This is a genomic window from Massilia eurypsychrophila (assembly GCF_002760655.1).
GTDB lineage: Bacteria > Pseudomonadota > Gammaproteobacteria > Burkholderiales > Burkholderiaceae_D > JAFCUW01.
In genome coordinates this window covers 57,421-79,535 of the sequence record NZ_PDOC01000016.1, presented here as the reverse complement: position 1 = coordinate 79,535, position 22,115 = coordinate 57,421, and the positions used below count along the sequence as shown (strand labels likewise).

Below are 22,115 nucleotides of genomic sequence, written 5' to 3'. Positions count from 1 at the left end.
GAGGCATCACGCCAGAAATGACAATGACAACGAGAGTGAACACCATCAGGCTTATCCTGGGCGACCAGCTCAATGTGCGGCATCGCTGGTTCAGCGAGACCGACGACGCCATCATCTATGTGCTGATGGAAGTGCGGCAGGAAACCGATTACGTTCATCATCACGCGCAAAAGATACTGGCGATTTTCGCGGCGATGCGCGACATGGCGCGCCAGTTGCGCGAGGCCGGCCACAAGGTCGACTACCTGGCGATCGACGACCCGCGCAACCTGCAATCGATTCCCGCCAATATCGACGCGTTGATGCTGCAGCACGACGCCGTCGCGTTCGAGTACCAGGCGCCGGATGAGTGGCGCCTCGATGAACAGTTGTATCAGCACGGCCGCAGCAAGCCGGGGCATTGGCTGATGGTCGACTCCGACCATTTTTATACGACGCGCAATCAGGTCGCCGATATCTTCGCCGCCCGCAAGCAGTGGCTGATGGAGTTCTTTTACCGCCAGATGCGCGTCGAGCACCAGGTGCTGATGGAATCTGCCAAACAGCCGGTCGGCGGCCAGTGGAACTACGATCACGACAACCGCAAACCCTGGCGCGGCGTGCCCGCCGAGCCGCGCGATCCACGCACCTCGCACGATCATTCGGCGCTGTGGAGAACCATCGTCGACGCCGGCGTGAACAGCTTCGGCAATCCGCAGGCCGATCGACTCCCGTGGGCGCTTAACCGCGACGAGGCGCTGCAGCAACTCGACGCGTTCATCGATGGCGCATTGCCGCACTTTGGCGACTTTCAGGATGCGATGAGCGCGAATGCCTGGCGGCTGTTTCATTCCCTGTTGTCGTTCGCGCTGAACGTGAAAATGCTGAACCCGCGCGAAGTGGTGGCCAGGGCGGAGGCGGCGTACCACGCCGGCCATGCGCCGCTTGCCGCCGTCGAAGGCTTCATCCGGCAGATATTGGGCTGGCGCGAATACGTGCGCGGCGTGTACTGGGCGAACATGCCCGGCTACGCGGAAAAGAATTTTTTTGGCCATGCGCGCCCGCTGCCGCGCTGGTTTTGGGACGGCAAGACCAAGATGAATTGCCTGTCGCAGTCGATCACACAATCGCTGGAGCAGGCCCACGCGCATCATATCCAGCGCCTGATGGTGATCGGAAATTTTGCGCTGTTGGCCGGCCTCGATCCGGCCGAGGTTCACCAGTGGTATCTGGGCATATACATCGATGCCTTCGAATGGGTGGAGCTGCCCAATACCGTCGGCATGAGCCAGTTTGCCGACGGCGGCTTGCTGGCCACCAAGCCGTATGTCTCGAGCGCCGCCTACATCGACCGCATGAGCGACTATTGCAAAGGCTGTCACTACGATAAAAAAGCCCGCATTGGCGAACGTGCCTGTCCATTCAACGCGCTGTACTGGGATTTCTATCAGCGCAATACGGCGACTCTGGCCAGGAACCCGCGCATCGGCATGGCGTACCGGCAGCTGGAGAAAATGGATGCGGCGGCGATCGGACAATTCCAGCAGCAGGCGCGCAAGCTGTTGCAGGATCTCGATTCGTTGTAATGGCTTGCATCCCGCACGCTAAAGATATAGAATTATATTCTATGATATATCTTAAAAAATACCCCTATTGCGGAAAACACGGTTTCGACGGCGGGCATGGCCCGCACGCCGGTGGCAGGGGCGCTGGCCGGGGCGTGCATGAGGGACGCCGGCGACGCATGTTCAACGGCGAGGAATTGTCGATCATGGTGCTGCACCTGATGGAGGCGCAACCGCGCCACGGGTACGACCTGATCAGGGAGTTCGAGAGCCTGACGGCAGGCCTGTACGCGCCCAGTCCGGGCATCATTTATCCGACCCTGTCGCTGCTTGATGACGCCGGCCAAATCGAAGCCGTCGCAACCCAGGGCGCCAAGCGCCTGTTCACGATTACCGCTACGGGCCGGGCCCGCCTGGAGGCCCACATGGATGTGGTCGCGGAAGGGCTGGCCCGCCTGGCGGCGCTGGGCACCAACGGCGCGCAGGTCGACGGACCGGTGGCCCGGGCGATGAAAAATCTGACGGTGGTACTGGAGCAAATCCTGCGTGATCCAAAGGAAAAGCAGGCGCAGTTCGATATCGCCGATCTGATTGATGAAGTGGCGCGCAAGATCGAGCGTCTTCCATGACGCCGGACCGCCACCAGACGACGCGGATGCGTCACGATACGCGGCGCCGCACGCTCACGGTCGACCGCGTCGAGACGCTGACGCCGACGATGCGGCGCATCCACTTTGTCTCGCCGGAGTTGCACGACTTCGTCAGCGCCGCGCCGGATGACCACGTCAAGCTGTTCCTGCCGCTGGCCGGTGGTGACGATTGCATGCGCGACTTCACGCCGCGCCGCGTCGATGCCGCGAGCGGAACGCTGACCATCGATTTCGCGCTGCATCAGTCCGGCCCCGCGACCGCGTGGGCGCGCGCCGCGCAGCGCGGCGACACCCTTGAAATTGGCGGCCCGCGCGGCTCGAGCATCGTGACCGACGATTTTGACTGGTATCTGCTGATCGGCGACGAAACGGCGCTGCCCGCGATCGGCCGGCGTGTCGAAGAGCTGCGATCGGGCGTTCCGGTCATCACGCTGGTGACCGTCAACGACGCTGCCGAGCACCAGGAATTTGTCACCAGCGCCGCCTGGACGCCGCAGTGGCTGTACCGTGCCGGCCAGGCGCTCGGCGATGCCGGCCTGATCGAGGCGGCGCTGTCGAATCTGGCGCTTCCGCCAGGCCAAGGTTACATCTGGATTGCCGCGCAGACGAGCGTTGCGCGCTCGGTGCGCCGCTACATCACCGAGCGGCTGGGCCATCCAAAAGCGTGGCTGAAATCGTCCGGCTACTGGACTGAAGGCATCGGCGCTGCCCACGAGACGATCGAGGACTGACGCGGCGCACTGGGACACAGGGGCGCCATGGTGCTCAGCCGGGCAAGTCCACCCGCGGCACCGGTTTCGAGTCGGTGCCGATAAAGTCCTGCAGCGCCATCGACAGTGCCTCCAACACATGCTTGCCGATCGCCTCCTCAAGGTACTGGTACTGCAATTCGATTAGCGGCGCCATGGCGTCGATCAGGGCGTCGCCGGCCGGCGCCAGGCTGACCAGCACGCGGCGCTGGTCGGTTTCGACGCGCACCCGCTGGACTAGTCCGAGCTCTTCCATTCGCGCCAGAACACCGGCCATGCTGCTGCTGAGGATCTGGCACAGCGTGCACAATTCGCGCGGCTCAAGTTGCGCGTGTTCGTCGAGGGCGCGCAGGATGCGCCATTGCTGTTCGGTCAGGTGGTAATGATTCAGGATGGGGCGAAAGTGCGCCATCAGCGCGTCGCGCGCGTGCAGCAACTGCTGCGGCAGATTGCGGTGCTTGAAGCGGTTGGCCATGAGTGCTCCTGCGCAGGTCGTGGTTGAAATGGTCGCGCCGAGCACGGCACGCTTGACTTACTTCGATGTTAGTGATTAAAATTACTGCCATGTTAGTGAATTATACGCACTCCGCCCGCCGCCACCCAAAAGATCCGCCATGATTGTGCGCGACCGTCCCTCCGGGCTCAGCCTGTTCCTGGCGCTGCGCGGCTCGGTGCTGCCGCGCATCCTGCCGGTGCTGCTGATCAATATCGTGCTCGCCACCCTGGTCACCTGGTCGCATGGCGACCTGTTTCAGCTGAAGATCACCCTGACGACGATCCCGTTTACGCTGATCGGCTTGCCGCTGGCAATTTTCCTCGGCTTTCGCAATAACGCCGCCTATGACCGTTTCTGGGAAGGGCGCAAGCTGTGGGGTGAACTGGTGCTGCGCAGCCGGAATGCCGCGCGCCAGTGCCTGAGCCTGATCGAATTCCCGCAGCCGGCGCGCGCCGCGGCCGGCCTGTCCGACGTGCGGGTGCGCATGGTGTACCGGGTAATCGCGTTCAACCATGCGGTGCGCGACCTGTTGCGCGATCAGCCATCGGCCCCTGGCCTGAAGGCATTGCTGCTGCCGGCCGAATGGGAGCAGCTCGAGCGCGCGCCGAACAAGCCCGATTTTCTGATGCGGCAGATGGGCGCGGACTTGAGCGAGTGCCTGCGGGAAGGGCGCATCGACCCTTGCCTTGCCGCCTCGATCGACCGCACACTGTCGGCGTTGACGGGCGCGGGCGCCTCCTGCGAGCGCATCAAGAACACGCCGGTGCCGTTTTCCTACACGCTGCTGCTGCACCGTACCGCCTACCTGTATTGCTTCCTGCTGCCGTTCGGGCTGGTCGATTCGATCGGCTTCATGACGCCGTTCGTGGTGGCCATCGTCGCCTACACGTTTTTCGGTCTGGACGCGCTCGGCGACGAGATCGAAGAGCCGTTCGGCCTGGAAGCGAACGATCTGCCGCTCGACGCCATCTGCCGCGCCATCGAAATTGATCTGCGCTCGGCGCTGTGCGATCCGGACGTGCCGGCGCCGTTAAAAAGCGTCAACTATTGCCTGACCTAGCCAGGCACTGCCACGCCGCAATTCCCCCACTTGTTGTCGCCGAAAAGGAAGCACCATGCACGACCAGTACCACGATCGCATCCGCCACCCCATGCTGCGCGCGCGCATTACCAGCGCCGCCGCAGCGGCCGCGCTGATCGACAACGGCATGACGATCGGCATGAGCGGGTTCACGCGCGCCGGCGACGCCAAGGCGGTGCCGCTGGCGCTGGCCGAGCGGGCGCGCCGCGATCCACTGCAGATTACCCTGATGACCGGCGCCTCGCTCGGCGGCGATGTCGACAAGGTGCTCACGCAGGCCGGCGTGCTGGCGCGCCGCCTGCCGTTTCAGTCCGACCCGACGCTGCGCGCGGCGATCAATCGCGGCGAAGTGATGTTCATCGACCAGCATCTGTCCGAAACCGTCGAGCTGCTGCGCAGCGGCCAGATCGCGCCGGTCGACATTGCCATCATCGAGGCGGTTGCCATCACGGACAGCGGCGCCATCATCCCGACCACGTCGGTCGGCAATAGCGCCAGCTTTGCGCTGTTGGCCGACAAGGTGATCGTCGAGATCAACCTGGCCCAGCCGCTGGCGCTGGAGGGCTTGCACGACATCTTCATCCCGCAGCATCGGCCGCACCGCGCGCCCATCCCTTTGATGACGGCGAGTGACCGCATCGGCACCACCGCGATCATGATTCCCTTGGAAAAGATTGCCGCCATCGTCATCACCGAAAAGACCGACAGTTCTTCGACCGTGCTGGCGGCCGATGACGACACCGCGGCCATCGCTGCACACCTGGTCGCCTTCTTCGAGCGCGAGGTGGCGCTGGGACGGCTGACCGAGCGCCTGATGCCGCTGCAGGCCGGCATCGGCACCATCGCCAATGCGGTAATGAGTGGTTTCATCGACAGCCCGTTTCGCCATCTGACGATGTACTCGGAGGTGTTGCAGGATTCGACGTTCGACCTGTTCGATGCCGGCAAGCTCGATTTCGCGTCAGGCTCCTCGATCACGCTGTCGGCGGCCAGGGGCGAGCAGGTGTTTGGCGACTTCGGCCGCTACAAGGATCGCCTGGTGCTGCGCCCGCAAGAAGTGAGCAACCATCCGGAGGTGGTGCGCCGGCTCGGCATCATCGCCATCAACACCGCGCTAGAGGCGGACATTTACGGCAACGTCAATTCGACCCATGTGGGCGGCACGCACATGATGAACGGCATCGGCGGCTCGGGCGACTTCGCGCGCAATGCCTACCTGGCCGTGTTTGCCACGAAGTCGCTCGCCAAGGACGGCAAGATTTCCAGCATCGTGCCGATGGTATCGCACGTCGATCACAACGAGCACGACGTCGATGTCATCGTCACCGAAGTTGGCCTGGCCGACCTGCGCGGGCTGGCGCCGCGTGAACGGGCGCAGGCGATCATCGAGAACTGCGTTGCCGCGCCGTTTCGCCAGATGCTGCGAGACTATGTGGCGGCGGCGAACCGGCGCGGCGGCCATACGCCGCACGTTCTGGAGCAGGCGCTGTCGTGGCATGTGCGCTACGGGGCCACCGGGTCGATGCTGCCGGACACGGACACTGAGCCGAGCCCGACGCGCCAGGCGATGAGCATCTCGGAAGGCAAAGTGCGCATGTCGTGATGCGCGCGTGAAGCTGGCGCTGCATTGCTATCGGTGCACTGGCGCCATGATGAAAGCGGCATGCGTGTTGCCGATCATGCCGCGCTCTTCCGGACGCAAGGTCAGCACCGACACGCCGCTGGCCGTCACCGCCACGGTGTGCTCGAACTGTGCCGACAGCGAGCCGTCGCGCGTGACCACCGTCCAGCCGTCGTCTTCCGTCCTGACGCTGCGCCCGCCGTGATTGAGCATCGGCTCGATCGTGAAGACCATGCCTTCGCGTAGCGGCAGGCCGGTTCCCCGCTTGCCGAAGTGCAGCACCTGCGGTTCTTCGTGCATTTCGCGGCCGATGCCGTGGCCACAGTATTCGCGCACAACCGAGTAGCCGTTGCGCTTGGCGTGGCCCTCGATGGCCGCGCCAATGTCGCCCATGCGGGCGCCGGGACGCACCGCGCGGATGCCTTTCCACATGGCTTCGTAGGTGGTATGGACCAGGCGTCTGGCGGCCAGGTCGACGTCGCCGACCAGATACGTTTTGCTGGAATCGGCGATATAGCCGTTTTTTTCCAGCGTGATGTCGAAGTTGACGATGTCGCCGTCGTTCAGCACTTTGGTGGACGATGGCACGCCGTGGCAGACCTCGTCATTGATGGACGAATTCAACACGAATCCATAGTCGTACTGGCCCTTGCTTGCCGGCCGGGCCTGCAGGTCGTGCACGATGAAGTTCTCGACGATTTCATCGATCTCGAGGGTCGACTTGCCGGCCAGCGAGATGCCATCGAGCATGCCGAACACCGACGCGAGCAACCGGCCCGATTCGGCCAGCAGCGCGATTTCCTCAGGTTTCTTCGTCATGCTTCACTCATGGCAAGCTGTTGCGCCGAGACGCCGGCGGACTTCAGCTCACGCTTGAGGATCTCGTTGAAGCTCAGGGTCGGATTGGTTTCGCACAGCATGCCGACCTTGATCCAGAAGGCGGCCTGCGTGTTAATCGAGCGCAGCGACACTTTGGTCGCCCGGCGCAATTGGTCGTGCAGGTCGTCATCGATGTTGACAATGCCCATGTGAAGCTCCTATATACGGTTCGTATACGAAGTATATATGCCGTGCATAGTGGGGCGCAAGAAAAAAAGCATGGCGGACGGTGAGCCGGCGGTCATGTGGCGCCAGCATTTAAACGGCAAGCATGTCGGGTTCGCGCAATTTCGCCAAGTGGCTTTTGTCTACTTGGTAGCACTCGCAACTGGCCTCTTCTAGGCCCGCGCGGTTCAGGATCGTCATCCAGCCCCTGTTGTACTTGATGATGCCGGCGTGCTGGAAAGCGCCGGCCACCAGGCTGACGCTAGGCCGGTGCGTGCCGAGCATGTCGGCGATGTATTCCTGCGTGAGGAAGAAGCGGTCGCCGTCGACCCGGTCGTGCGTCATCAATATCCAGCGAGCGAAACGTTCTTCGATAGTGTGCAGGCGGTTGCAGGCGACCGACTGCGACACGGTGGCGAGATAGGCAATCAGGTAACGCTGGGTGATGCGCCGCAGCGGCGTCTCGCCGGCGACCACTTCAAGGAATGCCTTCGCGGTCATGCGCAGGCTGTCCCCCTCGACCTGGCAGACGGTCGTTTCGGTCCAGTGGGTGCCGCCGATGAGCAACTCGAGCCCGAAGAAGCCTTCCTTGCCGATGGTGCCGACTTCGACCGCGGCGCCGCTGTCCATATAGGCCAACACCGACAGCACGGCGCCGCACGGAAAATAGACATAGGCTGCTTCCTGGCCGCGCTCGCCGACGACTTCTTTGCGGAACAGGTGCACCGGTGACAGCTGGGACTCGAGCGCGTGGCTGGCCTGCGCGGGAAGATCGGCGAGCAGATAGTTCGCACAAATATCCGGACGGTTGGCAGTTGCGCTCATGGTCACCTCATGCGGCGATAAACACAATCCGTGTGAAGGACAGACCAGCGGCGACGCGGAAGGTTCAGCGGTAAATGTGTTTCTGCCTATGTCCGGCCCATTACAGACGGGCCGGCGCGCGATGCCTAAGCTTCGGGCGTTCGCTTTGGAAAAGGAAATATCATGAACAAACAAAATGACTCTGCAAGAGCCCCGCGAGCGCCAATCGCGCTGTGGGGTGGACTCGAATGCACCGTGAACCGGGTGCGGGACAACTATTTCAGCCAGCTTGACCGCAACGGTCACGCCGCGCGCATGCAGGACCTCGAGCGATTCGCTTCGCTGGGCGTGCGCGCGTTGCGCTACCCCGTGTTGTGGGAGCGCACTGCGCCGAACGGTCTCGCCGAGGCGGACTGGACATGGCCGGACGAACGCCTGCCGGCGTTGCGTGAATTTGGTGTCACGCCCATCGTCGGGCTGCTGCACCACGGCAGCGGGCCGCGCCACACCAGCCTGGTCGACCCCGCTTTTGCCGAGCAGCTTGCCGGCTTCGCCGGCGCGGTCGCCGATCGTTATCCGTGGGTCGAGTACTACACCCCGGTCAACGAGCCGCTGACGACGGCGCGCTTCAGCGGCCTGGCCGGCGTGTGGTATCCACACGGACGCGATGACCGCATCTTCGTCCAGGCGCTGCTGAACCAGTGCCGCGCGGTGGTGCTGTCGATGCGGGCGATCCGGCGCGTCAACCCGAACGCCAAGCTGGTGCAGACCGACGACCTGAGCAAGACCTACGCGACGCGGCAGCTGGTGAAGCTGTCGACCTTCTTCAACGAACGGCGCTGGCTCAGCTGGGATCTGTTGTGCGGCAAGGTCGACACCGCGCATCCGCTGTGGGACTACCTCGCCGACACGGGTGTCGATGTCGCCGAACTGCACTGGTTCCGCGACAATCCCTGTCCGCCGGACATCATCGGCGTCAATTATTACGCCACCAGCGAGCGCTGGCTCGATCATCGCCTGCACCGTTACCCGCCGCAGTATTGCCACACGTATCAGGGCATCGCCCATGCCGACATGGAGACGGCGCGGGTGCTGGCCACGCCGACGGCCGGCATCGGTCCGCTGCTGCGCGAAGTGTGGGACCGCTACGGCTTGCCGGTGGCCGTCACCGAAGCGCACATCGACGCCAACCGCGAGGATCAGCTGCGCTGGCTGCTGGAAATCTGGAACGCGGCAAACATGGAACGCACCGACGGCGCCGATATCCGGGCGGTGACGGTGTGGGCCCTGCTAGGTTCGTATGACTGGAACTGCCTGGTCACCGAAAACAAGGGCTATTACGAACCGGGACCGTACGACGTGCGCGCCGCGCAGCCGCGCCCGACCGCGGTGGCGGGCATGATGCGCGAGCTGGCCAGCGGTCGGCCGCTGTCGAATCCGGTGCTGCAGGGGCAGGGATGGTGGCGCCGGGCCGGACGTTTCCTGGCGCAGCCGGTGGCGGCGCCGGCTGCGGTGGCCGATCTGTCGGCGTTCCGCGAAAACGGGCGCAGCAAATTCCTGCAGCCGATCCTGATCACCGGCGCCACCGGCACGCTTGGCGGCGCCTTTGCCCGCGCCTGTGAACGGCGCAACCTGGCGTACCGGATCATCACCCGCGCCGAGATGGACATGGCCGACCCGGCATCGGTCGAGGCCGCCTTCGCGCGGTACCGGCCATGGGCCGTGATCAACGCCGGCGGCTACGTCAAGGTGGACCAGGCCGAGAGCGAAGTGCAGCGCTGTTTCCGCGAAAATACGTTGGCGCCGACGATCGTCGGTCTCGCGTGCATTCGCCACGACGTGCGTTTCGTCACGTTCTCGAGCGACCTCGTGTTTGACGGCAAGCGTGCGGTACCGTATGTGGAATCGGACCGCACCGCGCCGCTCGGCGTCTACGGACAGAGCAAGGCCGATGCCGAGCAGCGCGTGCTCGATGCCGATCCGAACGCGCTGGTCATCCGCAGCAGTTCGTTCTTCGGCCTGTGGGACCAGCACAATTTCGTCACCCAGGCGCTCGATGCGCTCGACAACGGCGCGCCGTTTGTCGCGGCAAGCGATATCACGGTATCGCCAACGTATGTGCCGGACCTGGTCGACACCGCGCTGGACCTGATGATCGACAAGGAAAAAGGCATATGGCACCTGACCAACTGCACCGCCGTGACGTGGGCGCAACTGGCAGCCATGGCTGCCGACGTGGCCGGTGTCGATGCCGCGCTGCTGGAGCCGCGGCCTGCCGCGCGGCTCGGCCATAGCGCCCTTCGTCCCGTCTACAGCGCGCTGGGCAGCGAACGCGGCGTTCTGCTGCCGCCGCTGGAAGACGCGCTCGAGCGCTACGCCAGCATGCGCCCCGCGCGCAATGGCGCCAGCGCAGTCAGCGCATACCGCTAGCGATCCAGGCAGCGTGGCGTGCGCGCCACGTTTGCGCGTTGCAAAAAGGCTACGGCGCGCTGTCTTTGTGCGTGCCGCTATAGACTCAGCTTTCTCGACTTATGTCATTGATATTGTTGAGTTTTTCCTTTGACTTACGATTTTCGCTGGCGCCTGGACCGGGCCGCGATGAAGTCGCAAGAACCGGTGCCGGCGTGAAGCTGCCTCCGGCAACCCTAACCCTATTGGAGATTATCAATGAACAAGCAACTAAAGGTAATACTCGGCGCGTCGATCGTAGCAACCATGTTCGGTGCATCGGCAGCGCAGGCGCAATCGAGCGGCACGAGCGCCGCAGGCAGCACCAGCGGCACGCAGGCAAGCGACCAGAGCACCGGAAGCGATACGACCACAAAGTCCAAGAGCAAGCAGAAAAAGCAGAAGAAGCAAAGCACCTCGTCCGGTGCCAGTGGCAGCGCCGGAGCAGCCGGTAGGGGCGCCGGCGCGGCCGGCGCAGGTGACACGAGCGGCACGAGCGGATCGAGCGGATCGAGCGGCGCCAGTGGTTCGAGCGGCATGAGTGGATCTGGTTCTGGCGGCGGCACAAGCGGGATTGGCGGCGGCACGAGTGGATCGGGCGGCATGAGTGGATCCGGTACTGGCGGCACCAGCGGGATTGGCGGCACCAGCGGCGCCAGTGGTTCGAGCGGTACTGGCGGCACCAGCGGATCGAGCAGCACCAGCGGTTCAGGTGGCGCCTCGGGCTCGATGAGCAACGACAACAGCGGCACTGGCGTCACCGGCACCAATAGTGGCTCCGGTGGCACCAGCGGTTCAGGTGGCAGCAGCGGTTCCAGCGGCACGGGCGGTACGAGCGGCAGCGGTACAAGCGGCAGCAGCGGTACAAGCGGCAGCGGCACCAGCGGCAGCGGCACCAGCGGCACCCCGCCTGACCGTAGATAAGCGTGAAAGGCCGCGCGTACGCAGGCATGGGCGGCCACATCGCAAACGGAAAAAACACCAACGCAAGCGTTGGTGTTTTTTGTTTGCAGCGCGACTTTCCAGCCAGCGCGGCGCAGCCTTAATTGCCGCGATACGTCGAATAGCCATATTGTCTGAGCAGCAGCGGCACGTGGCACTGCCAGCGCAAAAGCGACCCCGCCAACGGCACGCGCTTCACGCTGTACTTTGCCTGGTAGCCGGCGAGCATTCATCGATTTTTTTGGCCAGTGCCTGGACGAGCGACGCCGATAGATCGGCATGAATAGCGGTTGCAAAAGTCATCGGGCCGTCCTAATATACAACCATATGGTTGTATTTAAAAACGAAAGTGAAGAGTCTCTTAACCAGCTCTTCCGTGCTTTGGCAGATGGAACGCGGCGGGACATCCTGGCGCGTTCGCTGGTGGAAACGCCGTCGGTATCCGACCTGGCCGCGCGCTACGACATGAGTTTCGCCGCCGTGCAAAAGCATGTCGCCGTGCTCGAACGCGCGGGGCTGATCCAGAAGCGCGCAAAGGGCCGCGAGCAACTGGTCTCCGCCGACCACGCACGGCTGCAGCGCGCCGGCGAGCTGCTCGATCACTTCGAATCAATCTGGCGCCAGCGCCTGACGCAGCTCGACGATGTCCTTCTACCTAAAGGAAAATGATCATGCCCCTCACTTCCGTCACCAAAGACCCCGCCACCCTCACGCTCACCGTGGTGGGCGATTATCCGGTTTCCCAACGGCGCCTGTGGGACGCCTTCGCCGACCCGCGCCAGCTCGAGCGGTTCTGGGGGGCGCCGGCGTTTCCTGCCACCTTCACCCGTCACGACTTCAAGGTCGGCGGGCGCGCCGAGTATTTCCTGACGTTGCCGGAGGGGCAGAAGTGGAACGGCTCGTGGAAGTTCACGGTGGTCAATCCGATCAGTTCGTTCGAAGCGCACGACGGCCAAGACAACGCCGAAGACGAGAACATGCCGGCGTCGATGAAGTTCGCCTTCGAAACCACGCCGGCCGGCTCGCGCCTGACCATCGTCACGCATTTTTCAAGCATCGCCGCCATGGAGGAAACCATTCCCGGCATGGAACAAGGCCTGCGCGCGGCAATGCCGCAACTCGATGCCGTGCTCGCTGAACCAAGCATGGCCGCCGCGCTCGCGTAAGGCGTAAATCAATCGACCGTCACTCCGGCATCCTTGACCACCTTGCCCAGCTTGACCGACTCCGAACGCATCAGCGCGCCGAATGCCTCCGCCGTGCCGCCGACGACCGGCGTACCCAGCTCTTCCCACTTTTGCTTGAAGGCCGGATCGGCGAAGATCTCGTTAAGGGCCTGGTTCAGCCTGGCGATTACCGGCTTCGGCGTGCCCGCCGGGACCACGATGCCGTGCCAGCCGGTGACGTTGTAACCCGGCACGCCCGCTTCTGCCAGGGTCGGCACGTCCGGCAGCGCGGGACTGCGGGTGGCAGTGGTGACGGCGATGGCGCGCAGCTTGCCGGTCTTGATGTACTGCACCGAACTGCCGAGGATGTCGAACATCACCTTGACGTGGCCGCCGATCACATCGTTGAGCGCCGGACCGGCGCCCTTGTAAGGCACGTGCTGCAGTTTGGCGCCGATCGCGGTGTTGAACAGTTCACCGGCCAGGTGCTGCGGCGTGCCGTTTCCGGCCGAGGCAAAGCTCAGCGTCTCTGGCTTGTCTTTGGCCATCGCGATGAATTGCTTGACGGTGGTCACGTTGACCGACGGATGCACTTCCAGCACCAGCGGGAAGGCCGAGATCTGGATGATCGGGGCGAAATCTTTTTCCGGGTCGAAGGAAATTGTCTTGTACAAGGTCTTGTTGACCGCCATCGGGCCGCTGGCGGCGAGCAGGATCGTATAGCCGTCGGCCGGCGACTTGGCCACCATGCCGGTGCCGATGTTGCCGCCGGCGCCGCCGCGGTTGTCGATGACGACCGGCGTGTTCAGTTTTGCCTGCAGCGGCGCCTGGATCAGGCGCGCCATCGCGTCGGTCGGGCCGCCCGGCGGGTAGGGCACGATGAACTTGATCGGCTTGGACGGATAAACATCGGCGGCGCTGACGGCGCACACCTGGGCCATTAGCATTGATGCGAGGATCGCCTTCTTGAGCATGCTTCGTCTCCTTGGTTTTTTTAGGGTGGGGTGAGAGGTGTTCTGTTCAGACAGGCCGGCCGGACAGGCGGCGCTTCAGCGCCAGCACGGCGCTGTGCACAGTCGTCAGGATCGGTTTGCCGCTGGCCTGTTCGCAGGCGCCGTGCGCGCGCGCCATGCTGAACTGCGCCAGCGCGATGGTGTTGCAGCCGGCGTTGGCCAGAAGCCGGGCCTGCTCGGCGATCAGCGCGTCGTGCCGTGCTGCGTCGCCCCGGTTCAGCGCGTCGAGCGCGCCGGCGGCCAGCGCATGACGCACCTCGATATCGGCGGGGAACTCCGCCGGCATCGACTCCAGCGTCGGCCCGAAAGTGGCGATCAGCCCGACGGGGCCGGCGGCCTGTTGCGCGTCGGCGATCATCGCCTCGTTGGGTTTCAGCACCGGGATGTGCGGGTAGCGCCGCGCCACCGCGTCGATGCATGAGCCGAACGCCGAGCAGGTGAACAGGATGGCCTGGGCGCCGGTGCCGATCGCGTAGGCGGCCAGATCCTCGAAGCGCTGGTGCATGGCGGTGTCGAGGCCGTCGCCGGAGCGCGCCAGGTCTGCCGACAAGGAGTCGTCGAGCAGGTTCATCAGCGTCGCTTCGGGCCAGTCGCTGCCCATGACGGCGTTGATCGGATCCACCGAATGGCTCAGTGCGTGTATCAGTGCAATGCGTGGCATGTGTCGCTCAGAAGAAAGAAGGGTGGTTCACTCGTCGTCGATCGGCGGCAGTTCCGGCGCCAGCAGGCGCAGGCCGGCCATCAGCAAGTTGTCGTAGCGCTCCCGTTCGGCAGCAATGCTTTCCTGCGTCCACTTGTAGAAGCCTTCGCCGGATTTCATGCCGTACTTGCCGGCTGCGTAGCGCTCGGTCAGCGCCCTGGCCGGCACTGTATTGGCTGCCAGCGATGGATACATGGTCGCCGCGGCCGGGCAGTGCACGTCGATGCCGGCATGGTCGCGCTGCAAGACCGGGCCGGCGGCCAGGAAGCGGAAACCGAAGCCGAACCGCACGGCGGCATCGACGTCCTCGGCCGATGCGACACCGGCATCGATCAACGCAAAAGCTTCGCGTGCCAGCGCATGCTGCAGCCGGTTGGCAAGAAAGCCCGGCAAGTCCTTGCGCACGAGCACAGGCACCATGCCGCAGCCGCGCATGAAATCGGACAGGGCGTCGGCCAGCGGCGCCGACGAGCGGGCGCCGAGCACCACTTCGACCAGCGGCACCAGGTGCGCCGGCATGAAGAAATGCAGGCCGAGCATGCGCTCGGCGGTGTCGAGCCCTTCGCCAATGGCCGAGATCGGAAAGCTGGAACTGTTGCTGCACAACAGGGTGTCGGGGCGCGCGCGCCGCACCAGGTCGGCAAACAGAGCCTGCTTCGGCGCCAGCTTTTCGGGAATGCATTCGATGACGATGTCGATGGCGCTCCAGTCGACATCGTCAGCACTGGCGCAGGTGGCGATGCGCTCGCGCCTGTGTTCCACGCCCAGCTTGCGCAAGCCGCTGGTGAAATAGGCGTTCAGCGATTGGCGGCGGGCCTCGCCCGGCTCGAGCACGATGGTGCCGCAACCGGCGCGCGCCAGCACCAGCGCGACATCGGCGCCCATGGTGCCGCCGCCGACGACCAGGGCGCAGGCGCGGGAAGGTCTGGGCAGTACAGAGTTCGATGCAATGCCAGTGGAGTCGTTGTTCATGATGGCCCGTCAATAAAGAGACAGCCCAGTGTGCCTTACGCTTTTTTATCTGTGAATCGCTTTTTATCTATAGACTTATCGATTATGGAGATAAATGTTTCGGCGCGGGATATCCGTGCTTTTCTTGCCGTGGCCGATACGCTCAGCTTCAGCCAGGCCGCGCAGCAGATGCACTTGTCGCAGTCGGCGTTGTCGACGCTGATCGCTCGCCTGGAAGACGCGTTCGGCACCCGTCTGTTCGACCGCACCACGCGGGCGGTGGCGCTGACCGCCGCCGGCGAAGTGCTGGCGTCGCATGCCGACCAGTTGCTGTCTGACATAGAACGCACCGTGACCGCGGTGCGCGATGTGTCGGCGCTGCGGCGCGGACGGGTGGCGCTGGCCGCGCTGCCATCACTGGCGGCGCGCATCGTGCCGCGCCTGTTCCGCGCTTTCGGCGAGCAGTATCCGGACATCACCTTGTCGTTGGCCGATACCTTGTCGGAGCCGGCGTTCGAGCTGGTGCGGGAAGGGCGCGTCGACTTTGCGATCACTGCCGCCAACCCGACCTATCGGGACCTCGATTACATTCCCCTGACCACCGACACGTTCGTCTTGCTGGCCTCGCGCGGCCATCCGCTCGGGCAGGTGAGCGGCGCCGTGCGCCTGGTCGACACGCTGGCGTTTCCGCATATCTCGATGTCGCGCCATACCAGCGTGCGGCAGTACGTCGAAGCGGCCGCGTTGCAGAACGGGATCGGCTTTCACCCGGCATTCGAGATCGATCACCTGGCCACGATCGGCGCCATGGTCGTCGAGCAACTTGGCGTGGCGGCGTTGCCGACGATGGCCGCCGATGTGATCAGCGCCGATGGACTGGTGCGCCGACCGCTGGTCGACCCGGTGATTCGCCGTTCCATCGGCGTGGTCAAGCGCAGGGAGCGCTCGCTGTCGCCGGCGGCGGAGGCGATGCTGGCGCTGCTCAAGCGGCAGATCGACACGTAAAAAAGCCGACTCGTGCCGAGTCGGCTTTCTGTGCCTGGCTTGCGCGAACTTAGAACTGGTTCATCGTGTTGTGCGCGCCGGATGCTTTCAGCGCAGCGTCGCCGCTGAAGTAGTCCTTGTGATCGTCGCCGATGTCCGAGCCTGACATGTTCTGGTGCTTGACGCAGGCGATGCCCTGGCGGATTTCCTTGCGCTGTACGCCGGCGACATAGCCCAGCATGCCCTGGTCGCCGAAGTATTCCTTGGCTAGGTTGTCGGTCGACAGTGCGGCCGTGTGGTAAGTAGGCAGCGTGATCAGGTGATGGAAGATGCCGGCTTCGCGGGCCGAATCGGCCTGGAAGGTGCGGATCTTTTCGTCCGCGGCAAGCGCCAGTTCGCTGTCGTCGTACTCGACGCTCATCAACTGCGTGCGCTCGTAGGCGGACACGTCCTTGCCTTCGCTCTTCATCTGGTCGAAGATCTGCTGGCGGAAGTTCAGCGTCCAGTTGAACGATGGGCTGTTGTTGTACACCAGCTTGGCGTTCGGAATGACCTTGCGGATTTCGCTGACCATGCCGCCGATCTGGGCGATGTGCGGTTTTTCGGTTTCGATCCACAGCAGGTCGGCGCCGTTTTGCAGCGAGGTGATGCAATCGAGCACGCAACGCTCCGCGCCCGTGTCCGCGCGGAACTGGAACAGGTTGCTGGCCAGGCGCTTCGGACGCAGCAGCTTGCCGTCGCGCTTGATGACGACGTCGCCGTTGGCCATCGATTCGGTCGACACTTCTTCGACGTCGAGGAACGAGTTGTACTGGTCGCCCAGGTCGCCTGGCTCGCGGGTGACGGCAATCTGCTTGGTCAGGCCGGCGCCGAGCGAGTCGGTACGGGCTACGATCAGGCCATCGTCGACGCCCAGTTCCAGGAACGCGTAACGCACGGCGCGAATCTTGGCCAGGAAGTCTTCATGCGGGACCGTGACTTTACCGTCCTGGTGGCCGCATTGCTTTTCGTCGGACACCTGGTTTTCGATCTGGATGCAGCAAGCGCCCGCTTCGATCATCTGCTTGGCCATCAGGTAGGTCGCTTCGGCATTGCCGAAACCGGCGTCGATGTCGGCGATGATCGGCACCACGTGGGTGATGTGGTTGTCGATCTGGTCCTGGATCGCTTGCTTGGCGGCGCCTTCGGCGGCGGTGTCGAGCTGGCGGAACAGGCCGCCCAGTTCGCGCGCATCGGCCTGGCGCAGGAAGGTGTACAGCTCGCGGATCAGGTCGGCAACGGCGGTCTTTTCGTGCATCGACTGGTCAGGCAGCGGGCCGAACTCGGAGCGCAGGGCGGCGATCATCCAGCCGGACAGGTAGAGGTAACGACGGTCGGTGCTGTTGAAGTGCTTCTTAATCGAAATCATCTTCTGCTGGCCGATGAAACCGTGCCAGCAACCGAGCGACTGGGTGTACTTGGACGAATCGGCGTCGTAGGCGGCCATGTCGTCGCGCATGATCTTGGCCGTGTACTTGGCAATGTCGAGGCCGGTCTTGAAGCGGTTCTGCGCGCGCATGCGTGCGGCGGACTCAGGGTTGATGGCGTTCCAGGCGCTGCCTTCCTTGTCCTTGAGTGCTGCGATGGCTTGGATATCGTCTTGGTACTGTGACATGTGAATCTCCCGGTAAGTAAACATCGAATATGGAAACAGTTCGTTCTGTAGCTGGGGCTGCCCGCGATCCAACCGGCGAGGCAACCAAACAAAGCTCAACAACCTGTAACCATGATAGACGTTTTACGGCGCCGAGAGAACTCTTATATAAGACATATAACTGAAAAAATATCGTTAATAATCAACAGACTACGATAGTCATATCACAATATGAAACATATTTTTAGAAAATGAGATGCAGGCCGCCGCCTCGCAACCAGATGAGTTCACATTATGAAACGCACTTTCAGCAGTGGGAATGGGTGCTACCAGGTCGCCCAACACCAACCACCGCGGCTGGTGTTGTGGGCCTGTGACCTCCGATGTTGTGGCCGCTGCCAGCTGCCGCGGTCGGCCCGATCTTGTCGGACTCTGTTTCCAGCACGCGCAAGCGCACCGCGGTATTGACCATGTCCTCGATTTCTTGCAGCGGCTCCGCGGGATCGGACTCCTCAAAAAATCGCGCCCGGCCTGCATTGGCCGAGATAATCCAGCTTGTTTGCATGCTACCCCCTGTCAGTAAATTAATCGAAAATCGCTCGCGTCATCGGTGATCGCTGCAGCGATGCCGTGTGGCGGAAAATTAGTATAGGCCGCGCCTGGAAAGCCCGGCGCACCGACGCCTTCTCATGCGCGGCCTGCAGTCGGCGTTCATAGCTGCGCCCACGCAAAAACGCCAACCCTAAGGTTGGCGTCGTTTTGCATGACTGGTGGCGGCGTCGAAACGCCTGGTCTCGCTTACGGGGCGGGCTGTGTGATGGTGTTCTTCTCGAGCGTCACGGCGGTCTGGGCGAGCAGGCGTCCGTTGACCGATGCGCCGGTCTTGACGGCAACCATCGTCTTGGCCAGCATCACGCCCTGAAAGTGGGCGGTGGTGCCGATCGACACTGCGCCGGCGGCCTGCCAGAAGACGTTTTTGGCCAGTGCGCCGCCGGTCAGCGTGACACGCGTTGCGCTCGCTTGATGGATGCCCCCGGCGACCTGGAAAATCCAGATGTCGGTCGGACCGCCCGCCAACGTGACATCGGTCGAGATCTTGACGTCGGTGCCCCATTTGTACAGGCCCGGCACCAGCGTCTTGCCGCCGATTTCGCCGGAACCGAGTTCGGTAAAGTCAGGCAGGACGCGGCCGGCAGCGTCGGTGTAGGCAGCTTCCATGTCGCTCACCGCCGCAGTCAGCAAGGTGGCCGCCGTCACGCTGCATGGCAGCGGGCCGGCGTAGTCGACGGTGTAGAGGATGCCGGCGGCAATCTCGCCGCAGCTCAGCCCGATTGCCGCGCCGGTAATCGGGCTGGCGCCGACGTCGCCGGTAATGACTGAGGCGTACACATTGGTGATGCCGGTTTTGCTTAGAAGCGCAAACGTCATCGCCGAGCCGAGCTTGACCGGCGCCTGAATGCGCGCCGACGGACCTGCGCTCGCCACTCCGGGCGCCGCTAACAGCGCGCTCAGGATCGTTGCCAAAAGTAAGGCTTGCGGCTTGGTCTCGAATCGGATCATGGTGGTTCCTTTTTATTTTGTTGCGGCTCCCGAGCCTGGTTTTTCAGGGCAGAGTGGAGTCGCCGGCGCGGGGACCGTTTGCATGAAACTGTTTATACAGTTCCTATTGGAAATCCCTATGCGGTCTACCGCACATAGTTACAACGAGTTACAAATGACAAACAGTAACGGGCACGCCAAATAAAAACGCCAACCTGCATCGGTTGGCGTGTTGGGGATATTTTTCTGCTGATCCGGGCAAGGATCAGCAGTCCTCAGCGAAAGTATTCGCCGGCGCGCTCGGGCTGGTACAGCACCTCCAACAGTCGCACTTGCAGCAACTGTCCGTCCGGCCGCGGCCAGTCGATGGTGTCGCCCACAGACAGGCCGAGCAGCGCGGTGCCAATCGGAGTCAGGATGGAGATGCCGTTCGACAGCCGGTCCATGTCCTTCGGGTAGGCCAGCGTCAGGCAGAACTGCTCGCCGGGTGCATCGATTTCAAAACGCACGGTGGAATTCATCGTCACTACGCCTGGCGGCATGTCCTGCGGCTCGACGATGTCGGCGCGCGCCAGTTCATCGAGCAGCGCCTGACGGCTGGCGTCGGCGGGCGGCGACGTTGCGCCGGCCAGCGTTTCAAGACGCTCGGCATCGAGCGATGAGATTGTGATGGGTGGTTTCATGGGTAACTCTCCTGGTGTCGGTTGTGCTTGCGGATTGCGGTAAGCAGGGGCGGCTCGGAGAGGCGAAGATGGGCGGCTATGCCGACCGTTGCCTCACCGAGCCGGCGAAAGCCAGGCGAGGTGCGAGTGAAAGCGCGAGCTGGTGACGACCGGCGCACGCGATGCACCCTCGTTCAGGGACGAACCGATACAGTTTGCGGAGATGCAGACCTTGTTCACCATGCTTGAAAGTATAGCGCGTTGAGGGGATCGCGATGCCGGGGGCTGCCAACGACGATGCCGCGTCGACGTTGGCGCCGGCAGAGGGTATCCTGATATCTGATCGAGCCGCTGATCTGTCGCGTCCGAAAAAATCGAAACAACGTTGCGCCACCGCGTGCGCGTCTACCTTGGATCAATATGCAGCGCCGAACATATCTTGGCTTGTTGATTCTGATAATGTCCACGCAGACGGTGGTGGCTGCCGGCAGCGCGGACCTGTTGCGCGTCCTGCGCTCCGGCGGCCATGTCATCTTGATGCGCCATGCCATGACAGTGCCCGGCATCGGCGACCCGTCTGGGTTCGCACTCGGGCAGTGCGCGACGCAGCGCAATCTGTCCCAGGCCGGCCGCGCCGATGCCACAAAAATAGGCGAACGATTTCGGCAGGAGCGCATTCCGGTTGCCGCGGTGTTGTCCAGCCGGTGGTGCCGCTGTCTGGACACGGCGAAGCTGGCGTTCGGGCGCGTGGAGCCCGCACCGATGCTCGATTCCATGTTCCTCGACGAGGCAGATGCCAGGGATCGCAAGCTGGGGGACGTGCGCGCCTACCTGAAGTCGGCCAGGGGCGCCGGTAACGTTGTCATGGTCACCCACGACGTCAATATTCAGGCGCTCGTCGGTGGCCACATGAGCCCGGGGGAGATGGCCGTCGCTGCTGTCGAGCCAAATGGCGCACTGCGAATGATCGGACGTTTCTCGTTGACGGACAGATCGGGCCCGGCACCGGTATCATTGCGCAGACGCGGTGCATTGACGCACGGCGAAAATCAAAAAGATTGGATCTGTAATGGTAATTGTCACCCACAGCGGCAAGTTCCACGCCGACGACGCCTGGGCTGTGGCCGCGCTCAAGATTGTGTTCCCGCAGTCGGAGGTCGTGCGCACGCGCGATCCGGCGCAGGTAGAGGCGGCCGATTTTGCGGTCGACGTCGGCGGCATCTGGGATCCCGCCACGGGACGTTTCGACCACCACCAGAAGGGCTTTGCCGGCGCGCGCCAGAGCGGCGTGCCGTACGCCAGCGCTGGCCTGGTGTGGAAGGAATACGGCGCGCGCTGCGTCAGCATCCTGGCCGAGACGCATACAGGTCATCGCCTGTCCGATAACTCGGCGGCCGAGATGGCGTATGCGATCGATGCCGATGTCGTGCAATACCTTGATTTGTCCGACGTGGGCGCCGCCAAGAATGCGCCCGGCGGCTATGGGCTGTCGGCGGTGGTATCCGGCTTCAACCCCAACTGGCTCGACGAGCAACGGGTCGGATACGGCGAGGCCGACGCCGCCTACCGGCTGAGCCAGTTCCACCGCGCGGCGGAGCTGCTCACCGACATCATGATCAACGCCGTCAAATACCGGGTCGGCGCGTTGCTGTCGGTCCAGCAAGTCAGGCAGGCGGAAGTGCTCGAGGACGGCAGGGTGCTGTTCCTGCAAAACGGCGCCGTGCCGTGGAGCCAGGTCGTGCGCAAGGAAATGCCGAAGGTGCTGTTCGTGATTAGCCACAACATCGCCGAGCAGCGCTACATGATCCATGCGATCCCGGTCAGCTCGGAAAGTTTTGCCGCACGCGCCGACCTGCCCGGGGAATGGGCCGGCTTGCGCGATGCCGAGCTCGCCGCGGTGACCGGCGTGCACGACGCCGGCTTTTGCCACAACGGCCGGTTCATTGCCGCGGCCAAGTCGTATGAGGGCATTCGCACCATGGCGACGCTGGCGCTGCAAGCGGTCGACCGGCAGAGCGCGGCCTGACAGTGCGGATCGCCGGGCGGCGGCGGCGACCGAGGTGCTACTCGCTGCGCCGCGCTTTCCGG

Annotated in this window: 22 protein-coding genes and 1 pseudogene; 11 read left to right on the top strand and 12 right to left on the bottom strand. The window is 63.5% G+C overall.

All coding sequences use genetic code 11. The features are described from left to right. Window positions 1-23: 23 nt before the first annotated feature. The 3 genes from CR105_RS20555 (at window position 24) to CR105_RS20545 (ending at window position 2,925) form a co-directional block, all read left to right on the top strand. A complete protein-coding gene (locus tag CR105_RS20555) occupies window positions 24-1,565 on the top strand; it encodes a cryptochrome/photolyase family protein (RefSeq protein ID WP_099791668.1) in 1,542 nt (513 codons plus the stop codon). Between the two features lie 158 nt (window positions 1,566-1,723). Next, the gene (locus CR105_RS20550) at window positions 1,724-2,173 is read left to right on the top strand and encodes a PadR family transcriptional regulator (protein WP_218968731.1); all 450 of its coding nucleotides are present in this window, start codon (window positions 1,724-1,726) and stop codon (window positions 2,171-2,173) included. After that, window positions 2,170-2,925, top strand: coding sequence for a siderophore-interacting protein (locus CR105_RS20545; protein ID WP_099791664.1), 756 nt, complete (start codon window positions 2,170-2,172; stop codon window positions 2,923-2,925). Before CR105_RS20550 ends, CR105_RS20545 begins: the two co-directional genes overlap by 4 nt. 34 nt (window positions 2,926-2,959) lie before the next feature. On the opposite strand, the gene hpaR is transcribed toward CR105_RS20545, so the two are convergent. Continuing rightward, window positions 2,960-3,418 (bottom strand): homoprotocatechuate degradation operon regulator HpaR, encoded by a 459-nt coding sequence (gene hpaR / locus CR105_RS20540; RefSeq protein WP_099791662.1) that lies wholly within the window; start codon window positions 3,416-3,418, stop codon window positions 2,960-2,962. Between the two features lie 139 nt (window positions 3,419-3,557). On the opposite strand from hpaR, the gene CR105_RS20535 reads away from it, so the two are divergent. Beyond that, the gene (locus CR105_RS20535) at window positions 3,558-4,499 is read left to right on the top strand and encodes a bestrophin family protein (protein WP_099791660.1); all 942 of its coding nucleotides are present in this window, start codon (window positions 3,558-3,560) and stop codon (window positions 4,497-4,499) included. Between the two features lie 55 nt (window positions 4,500-4,554). Next, window positions 4,555-6,123 carry a succinyl-CoA:acetate CoA-transferase ScpC gene (scpC, locus tag CR105_RS20530; protein WP_099791658.1) on the top strand — a complete coding sequence of 523 codons (1,569 nt, stop codon included), beginning with the start codon at window positions 4,555-4,557 and terminating at the stop codon, window positions 6,121-6,123. Window positions 6,124-6,150: 27 nt separating this feature from the next. Here scpC and map read toward each other — a convergent pair whose 3' ends face one another. From map to CR105_RS20515, 3 genes are all read right to left on the bottom strand, one after another. Further along, window positions 6,151-6,960 carry a type I methionyl aminopeptidase gene (gene map / locus CR105_RS20525; protein WP_099791656.1) on the bottom strand — a complete coding sequence of 270 codons (810 nt, stop codon included), beginning with the start codon at window positions 6,958-6,960 and terminating at the stop codon, window positions 6,151-6,153. Then, window positions 6,957-7,169 carry a ParD-like family protein gene (locus tag CR105_RS20520; RefSeq protein WP_099791654.1) on the bottom strand — a complete coding sequence of 71 codons (213 nt, stop codon included), beginning with the start codon at window positions 7,167-7,169 and terminating at the stop codon, window positions 6,957-6,959. The genes map and CR105_RS20520 overlap by 4 nt, the downstream gene beginning before the upstream one ends. Before the next feature lie 109 nt (window positions 7,170-7,278). Then, complete coding sequence (locus tag CR105_RS20515; protein ID WP_099791652.1) at window positions 7,279-8,010, bottom strand: Crp/Fnr family transcriptional regulator; 732 nt, start codon at window positions 8,008-8,010, stop codon at window positions 7,279-7,281. A 162-nt stretch (window positions 8,011-8,172) separates the two neighbouring features. On the opposite strand from CR105_RS20515, the gene CR105_RS20510 reads away from it, so the two are divergent. Next, window positions 8,173-10,419 (top strand): sugar nucleotide-binding protein, encoded by a 2,247-nt coding sequence (locus CR105_RS20510; protein WP_099791650.1) that lies wholly within the window; start codon window positions 8,173-8,175, stop codon window positions 10,417-10,419. 221 nt (window positions 10,420-10,640) lie between these two features. Here the strand turns inward: CR105_RS20510 and CR105_RS20505 are convergent, their stop codons facing one another. Further along, window positions 10,641-11,660 (bottom strand): hypothetical protein, encoded by a 1,020-nt coding sequence (locus CR105_RS20505; RefSeq protein ID WP_229414040.1) that lies wholly within the window; start codon window positions 11,658-11,660, stop codon window positions 10,641-10,643. A gap of 46 nt (window positions 11,661-11,706) precedes the next feature. On the opposite strand from CR105_RS20505, the gene CR105_RS20500 reads away from it, so the two are divergent. Both CR105_RS20500 and CR105_RS20495 read left to right on the top strand, forming a co-directional pair. After that, window positions 11,707-12,048, top strand: coding sequence for an ArsR/SmtB family transcription factor (locus CR105_RS20500; RefSeq protein ID WP_099791646.1), 342 nt, complete (start codon window positions 11,707-11,709; stop codon window positions 12,046-12,048). Window positions 12,049-12,050: 2 nt separating this feature from the next. Continuing rightward, window positions 12,051-12,545, top strand: coding sequence for an SRPBCC family protein (locus CR105_RS20495; RefSeq protein ID WP_218968730.1), 495 nt, complete (start codon window positions 12,051-12,053; stop codon window positions 12,543-12,545). An 8-nt stretch (window positions 12,546-12,553) separates the two neighbouring features. Here CR105_RS20495 and CR105_RS20490 read toward each other — a convergent pair whose 3' ends face one another. Genes CR105_RS20490 through CR105_RS20480 form a run of 3 tightly spaced genes read right to left on the bottom strand, consistent with a single transcriptional unit; the run spans window position 12,554 to window position 15,230 of the window. After that, window positions 12,554-13,519, bottom strand: coding sequence for a Bug family tripartite tricarboxylate transporter substrate binding protein (locus CR105_RS20490; protein WP_099791641.1), 966 nt, complete (start codon window positions 13,517-13,519; stop codon window positions 12,554-12,556). Between the two features lie 46 nt (window positions 13,520-13,565). Further along, window positions 13,566-14,219, bottom strand: coding sequence for an aspartate/glutamate racemase family protein (locus CR105_RS20485; protein WP_099791639.1), 654 nt, complete (start codon window positions 14,217-14,219; stop codon window positions 13,566-13,568). Between the two features lie 27 nt (window positions 14,220-14,246). Beyond that, window positions 14,247-15,230: a 3-hydroxyacyl-CoA dehydrogenase family protein gene (locus CR105_RS20480; RefSeq protein ID WP_099791637.1), complete on the bottom strand. Its 984-nt coding sequence runs from the start codon at window positions 15,228-15,230 to the stop codon at window positions 14,247-14,249. Between the two features lie 84 nt (window positions 15,231-15,314). Here CR105_RS20480 and CR105_RS20475 point away from each other — a divergent pair, with 84 nt between their 5' ends. Further along, window positions 15,315-16,214 carry a LysR family transcriptional regulator gene (locus tag CR105_RS20475; protein WP_099791635.1) on the top strand — a complete coding sequence of 300 codons (900 nt, stop codon included), beginning with the start codon at window positions 15,315-15,317 and terminating at the stop codon, window positions 16,212-16,214. A gap of 49 nt (window positions 16,215-16,263) precedes the next feature. Here CR105_RS20475 and CR105_RS20470 read toward each other — a convergent pair whose 3' ends face one another. The 4 genes from CR105_RS20470 to rnk form a co-directional block, all read right to left on the bottom strand. After that, a complete protein-coding gene (locus CR105_RS20470) occupies window positions 16,264-17,847 on the bottom strand; it encodes an isocitrate lyase (RefSeq protein ID WP_099791633.1) in 1,584 nt (527 codons plus the stop codon). A 286-nt stretch (window positions 17,848-18,133) separates the two neighbouring features. Continuing rightward, window positions 18,134-18,391: a host attachment protein gene (locus CR105_RS20465; protein WP_099791631.1), complete on the bottom strand. Its 258-nt coding sequence runs from the start codon at window positions 18,389-18,391 to the stop codon at window positions 18,134-18,136. Window positions 18,392-18,624: 233 nt separating this feature from the next. After that, entirely contained in the window at window positions 18,625-19,386 is a 762-nt protein-coding gene (locus CR105_RS20460) for an ice-binding family protein (protein WP_099791629.1), read from the bottom strand. Between the two features lie 254 nt (window positions 19,387-19,640). Further along, window positions 19,641-20,048: a nucleoside diphosphate kinase regulator gene (rnk, locus tag CR105_RS20455; RefSeq protein WP_099791627.1), complete on the bottom strand. Its 408-nt coding sequence runs from the start codon at window positions 20,046-20,048 to the stop codon at window positions 19,641-19,643. A gap of 399 nt (window positions 20,049-20,447) precedes the next feature. Between rnk and CR105_RS29395 the strand changes: the two are divergent. Further along, window positions 20,448-20,732, top strand: a pseudogene (locus CR105_RS29395) (histidine phosphatase family protein); the annotation flags it as partial. A 364-nt stretch (window positions 20,733-21,096) separates the two neighbouring features. Beyond that, window positions 21,097-22,053, top strand: coding sequence for an MYG1 family protein (locus CR105_RS20445; RefSeq protein WP_099791625.1), 957 nt, complete (start codon window positions 21,097-21,099; stop codon window positions 22,051-22,053). Window positions 22,054-22,115: the final 62 nt, after the last annotated feature.

What these genes read in the sequence shown, in the direction of transcription:
- CR105_RS20555 (WP_099791668.1), top strand. Translation starts at nt 24, where the DNA reads ATGACAACGAGAGTGAACACCATCAGGCTTATCCTGGGCGACCAGCTC.
- CR105_RS20550 (WP_218968731.1), top strand. Translation starts at nt 1,724, where the DNA reads ATGTTCAACGGCGAGGAATTGTCGATCATGGTGCTGCACCTGATGGAG.
- CR105_RS20545 (WP_099791664.1), top strand. Translation starts at nt 2,170, where the DNA reads ATGACGCCGGACCGCCACCAGACGACGCGGATGCGTCACGATACGCGG.
- hpaR (WP_099791662.1), bottom strand. Translation starts at nt 3,418, where the DNA reads ATGGCCAACCGCTTCAAGCACCGCAATCTGCCGCAGCAGTTGCTGCAC.
- CR105_RS20535 (WP_099791660.1), top strand. Translation starts at nt 3,558, where the DNA reads ATGATTGTGCGCGACCGTCCCTCCGGGCTCAGCCTGTTCCTGGCGCTG.
- scpC (WP_099791658.1), top strand. Translation starts at nt 4,555, where the DNA reads ATGCACGACCAGTACCACGATCGCATCCGCCACCCCATGCTGCGCGCG.
- map (WP_099791656.1), bottom strand. Translation starts at nt 6,960, where the DNA reads ATGACGAAGAAACCTGAGGAAATCGCGCTGCTGGCCGAATCGGGCCGG.
- CR105_RS20520 (WP_099791654.1), bottom strand. Translation starts at nt 7,169, where the DNA reads ATGGGCATTGTCAACATCGATGACGACCTGCACGACCAATTGCGCCGG.
- CR105_RS20515 (WP_099791652.1), bottom strand. Translation starts at nt 8,010, where the DNA reads ATGAGCGCAACTGCCAACCGTCCGGATATTTGTGCGAACTATCTGCTC.
- CR105_RS20510 (WP_099791650.1), top strand. Translation starts at nt 8,173, where the DNA reads ATGAACAAACAAAATGACTCTGCAAGAGCCCCGCGAGCGCCAATCGCG.
- CR105_RS20505 (WP_229414040.1), bottom strand. Translation starts at nt 11,660, where the DNA reads ATGCCGATCTATCGGCGTCGCTCGTCCAGGCACTGGCCAAAAAAATCG.
- CR105_RS20500 (WP_099791646.1), top strand. Translation starts at nt 11,707, where the DNA reads ATGGTTGTATTTAAAAACGAAAGTGAAGAGTCTCTTAACCAGCTCTTC.
- CR105_RS20495 (WP_218968730.1), top strand. Translation starts at nt 12,051, where the DNA reads ATGCCCCTCACTTCCGTCACCAAAGACCCCGCCACCCTCACGCTCACC.
- CR105_RS20490 (WP_099791641.1), bottom strand. Translation starts at nt 13,519, where the DNA reads ATGCTCAAGAAGGCGATCCTCGCATCAATGCTAATGGCCCAGGTGTGC.
- CR105_RS20485 (WP_099791639.1), bottom strand. Translation starts at nt 14,219, where the DNA reads ATGCCACGCATTGCACTGATACACGCACTGAGCCATTCGGTGGATCCG.
- CR105_RS20480 (WP_099791637.1), bottom strand. Translation starts at nt 15,230, where the DNA reads ATGAACAACGACTCCACTGGCATTGCATCGAACTCTGTACTGCCCAGA.
- CR105_RS20475 (WP_099791635.1), top strand. Translation starts at nt 15,315, where the DNA reads ATGGAGATAAATGTTTCGGCGCGGGATATCCGTGCTTTTCTTGCCGTG.
- CR105_RS20470 (WP_099791633.1), bottom strand. Translation starts at nt 17,847, where the DNA reads ATGTCACAGTACCAAGACGATATCCAAGCCATCGCAGCACTCAAGGAC.
- CR105_RS20465 (WP_099791631.1), bottom strand. Translation starts at nt 18,391, where the DNA reads ATGCAAACAAGCTGGATTATCTCGGCCAATGCAGGCCGGGCGCGATTT.
- CR105_RS20460 (WP_099791629.1), bottom strand. Translation starts at nt 19,386, where the DNA reads ATGATCCGATTCGAGACCAAGCCGCAAGCCTTACTTTTGGCAACGATC.
- rnk (WP_099791627.1), bottom strand. Translation starts at nt 20,048, where the DNA reads ATGAAACCACCCATCACAATCTCATCGCTCGATGCCGAGCGTCTTGAA.
- CR105_RS20445 (WP_099791625.1), top strand. Translation starts at nt 21,097, where the DNA reads ATGGTAATTGTCACCCACAGCGGCAAGTTCCACGCCGACGACGCCTGG.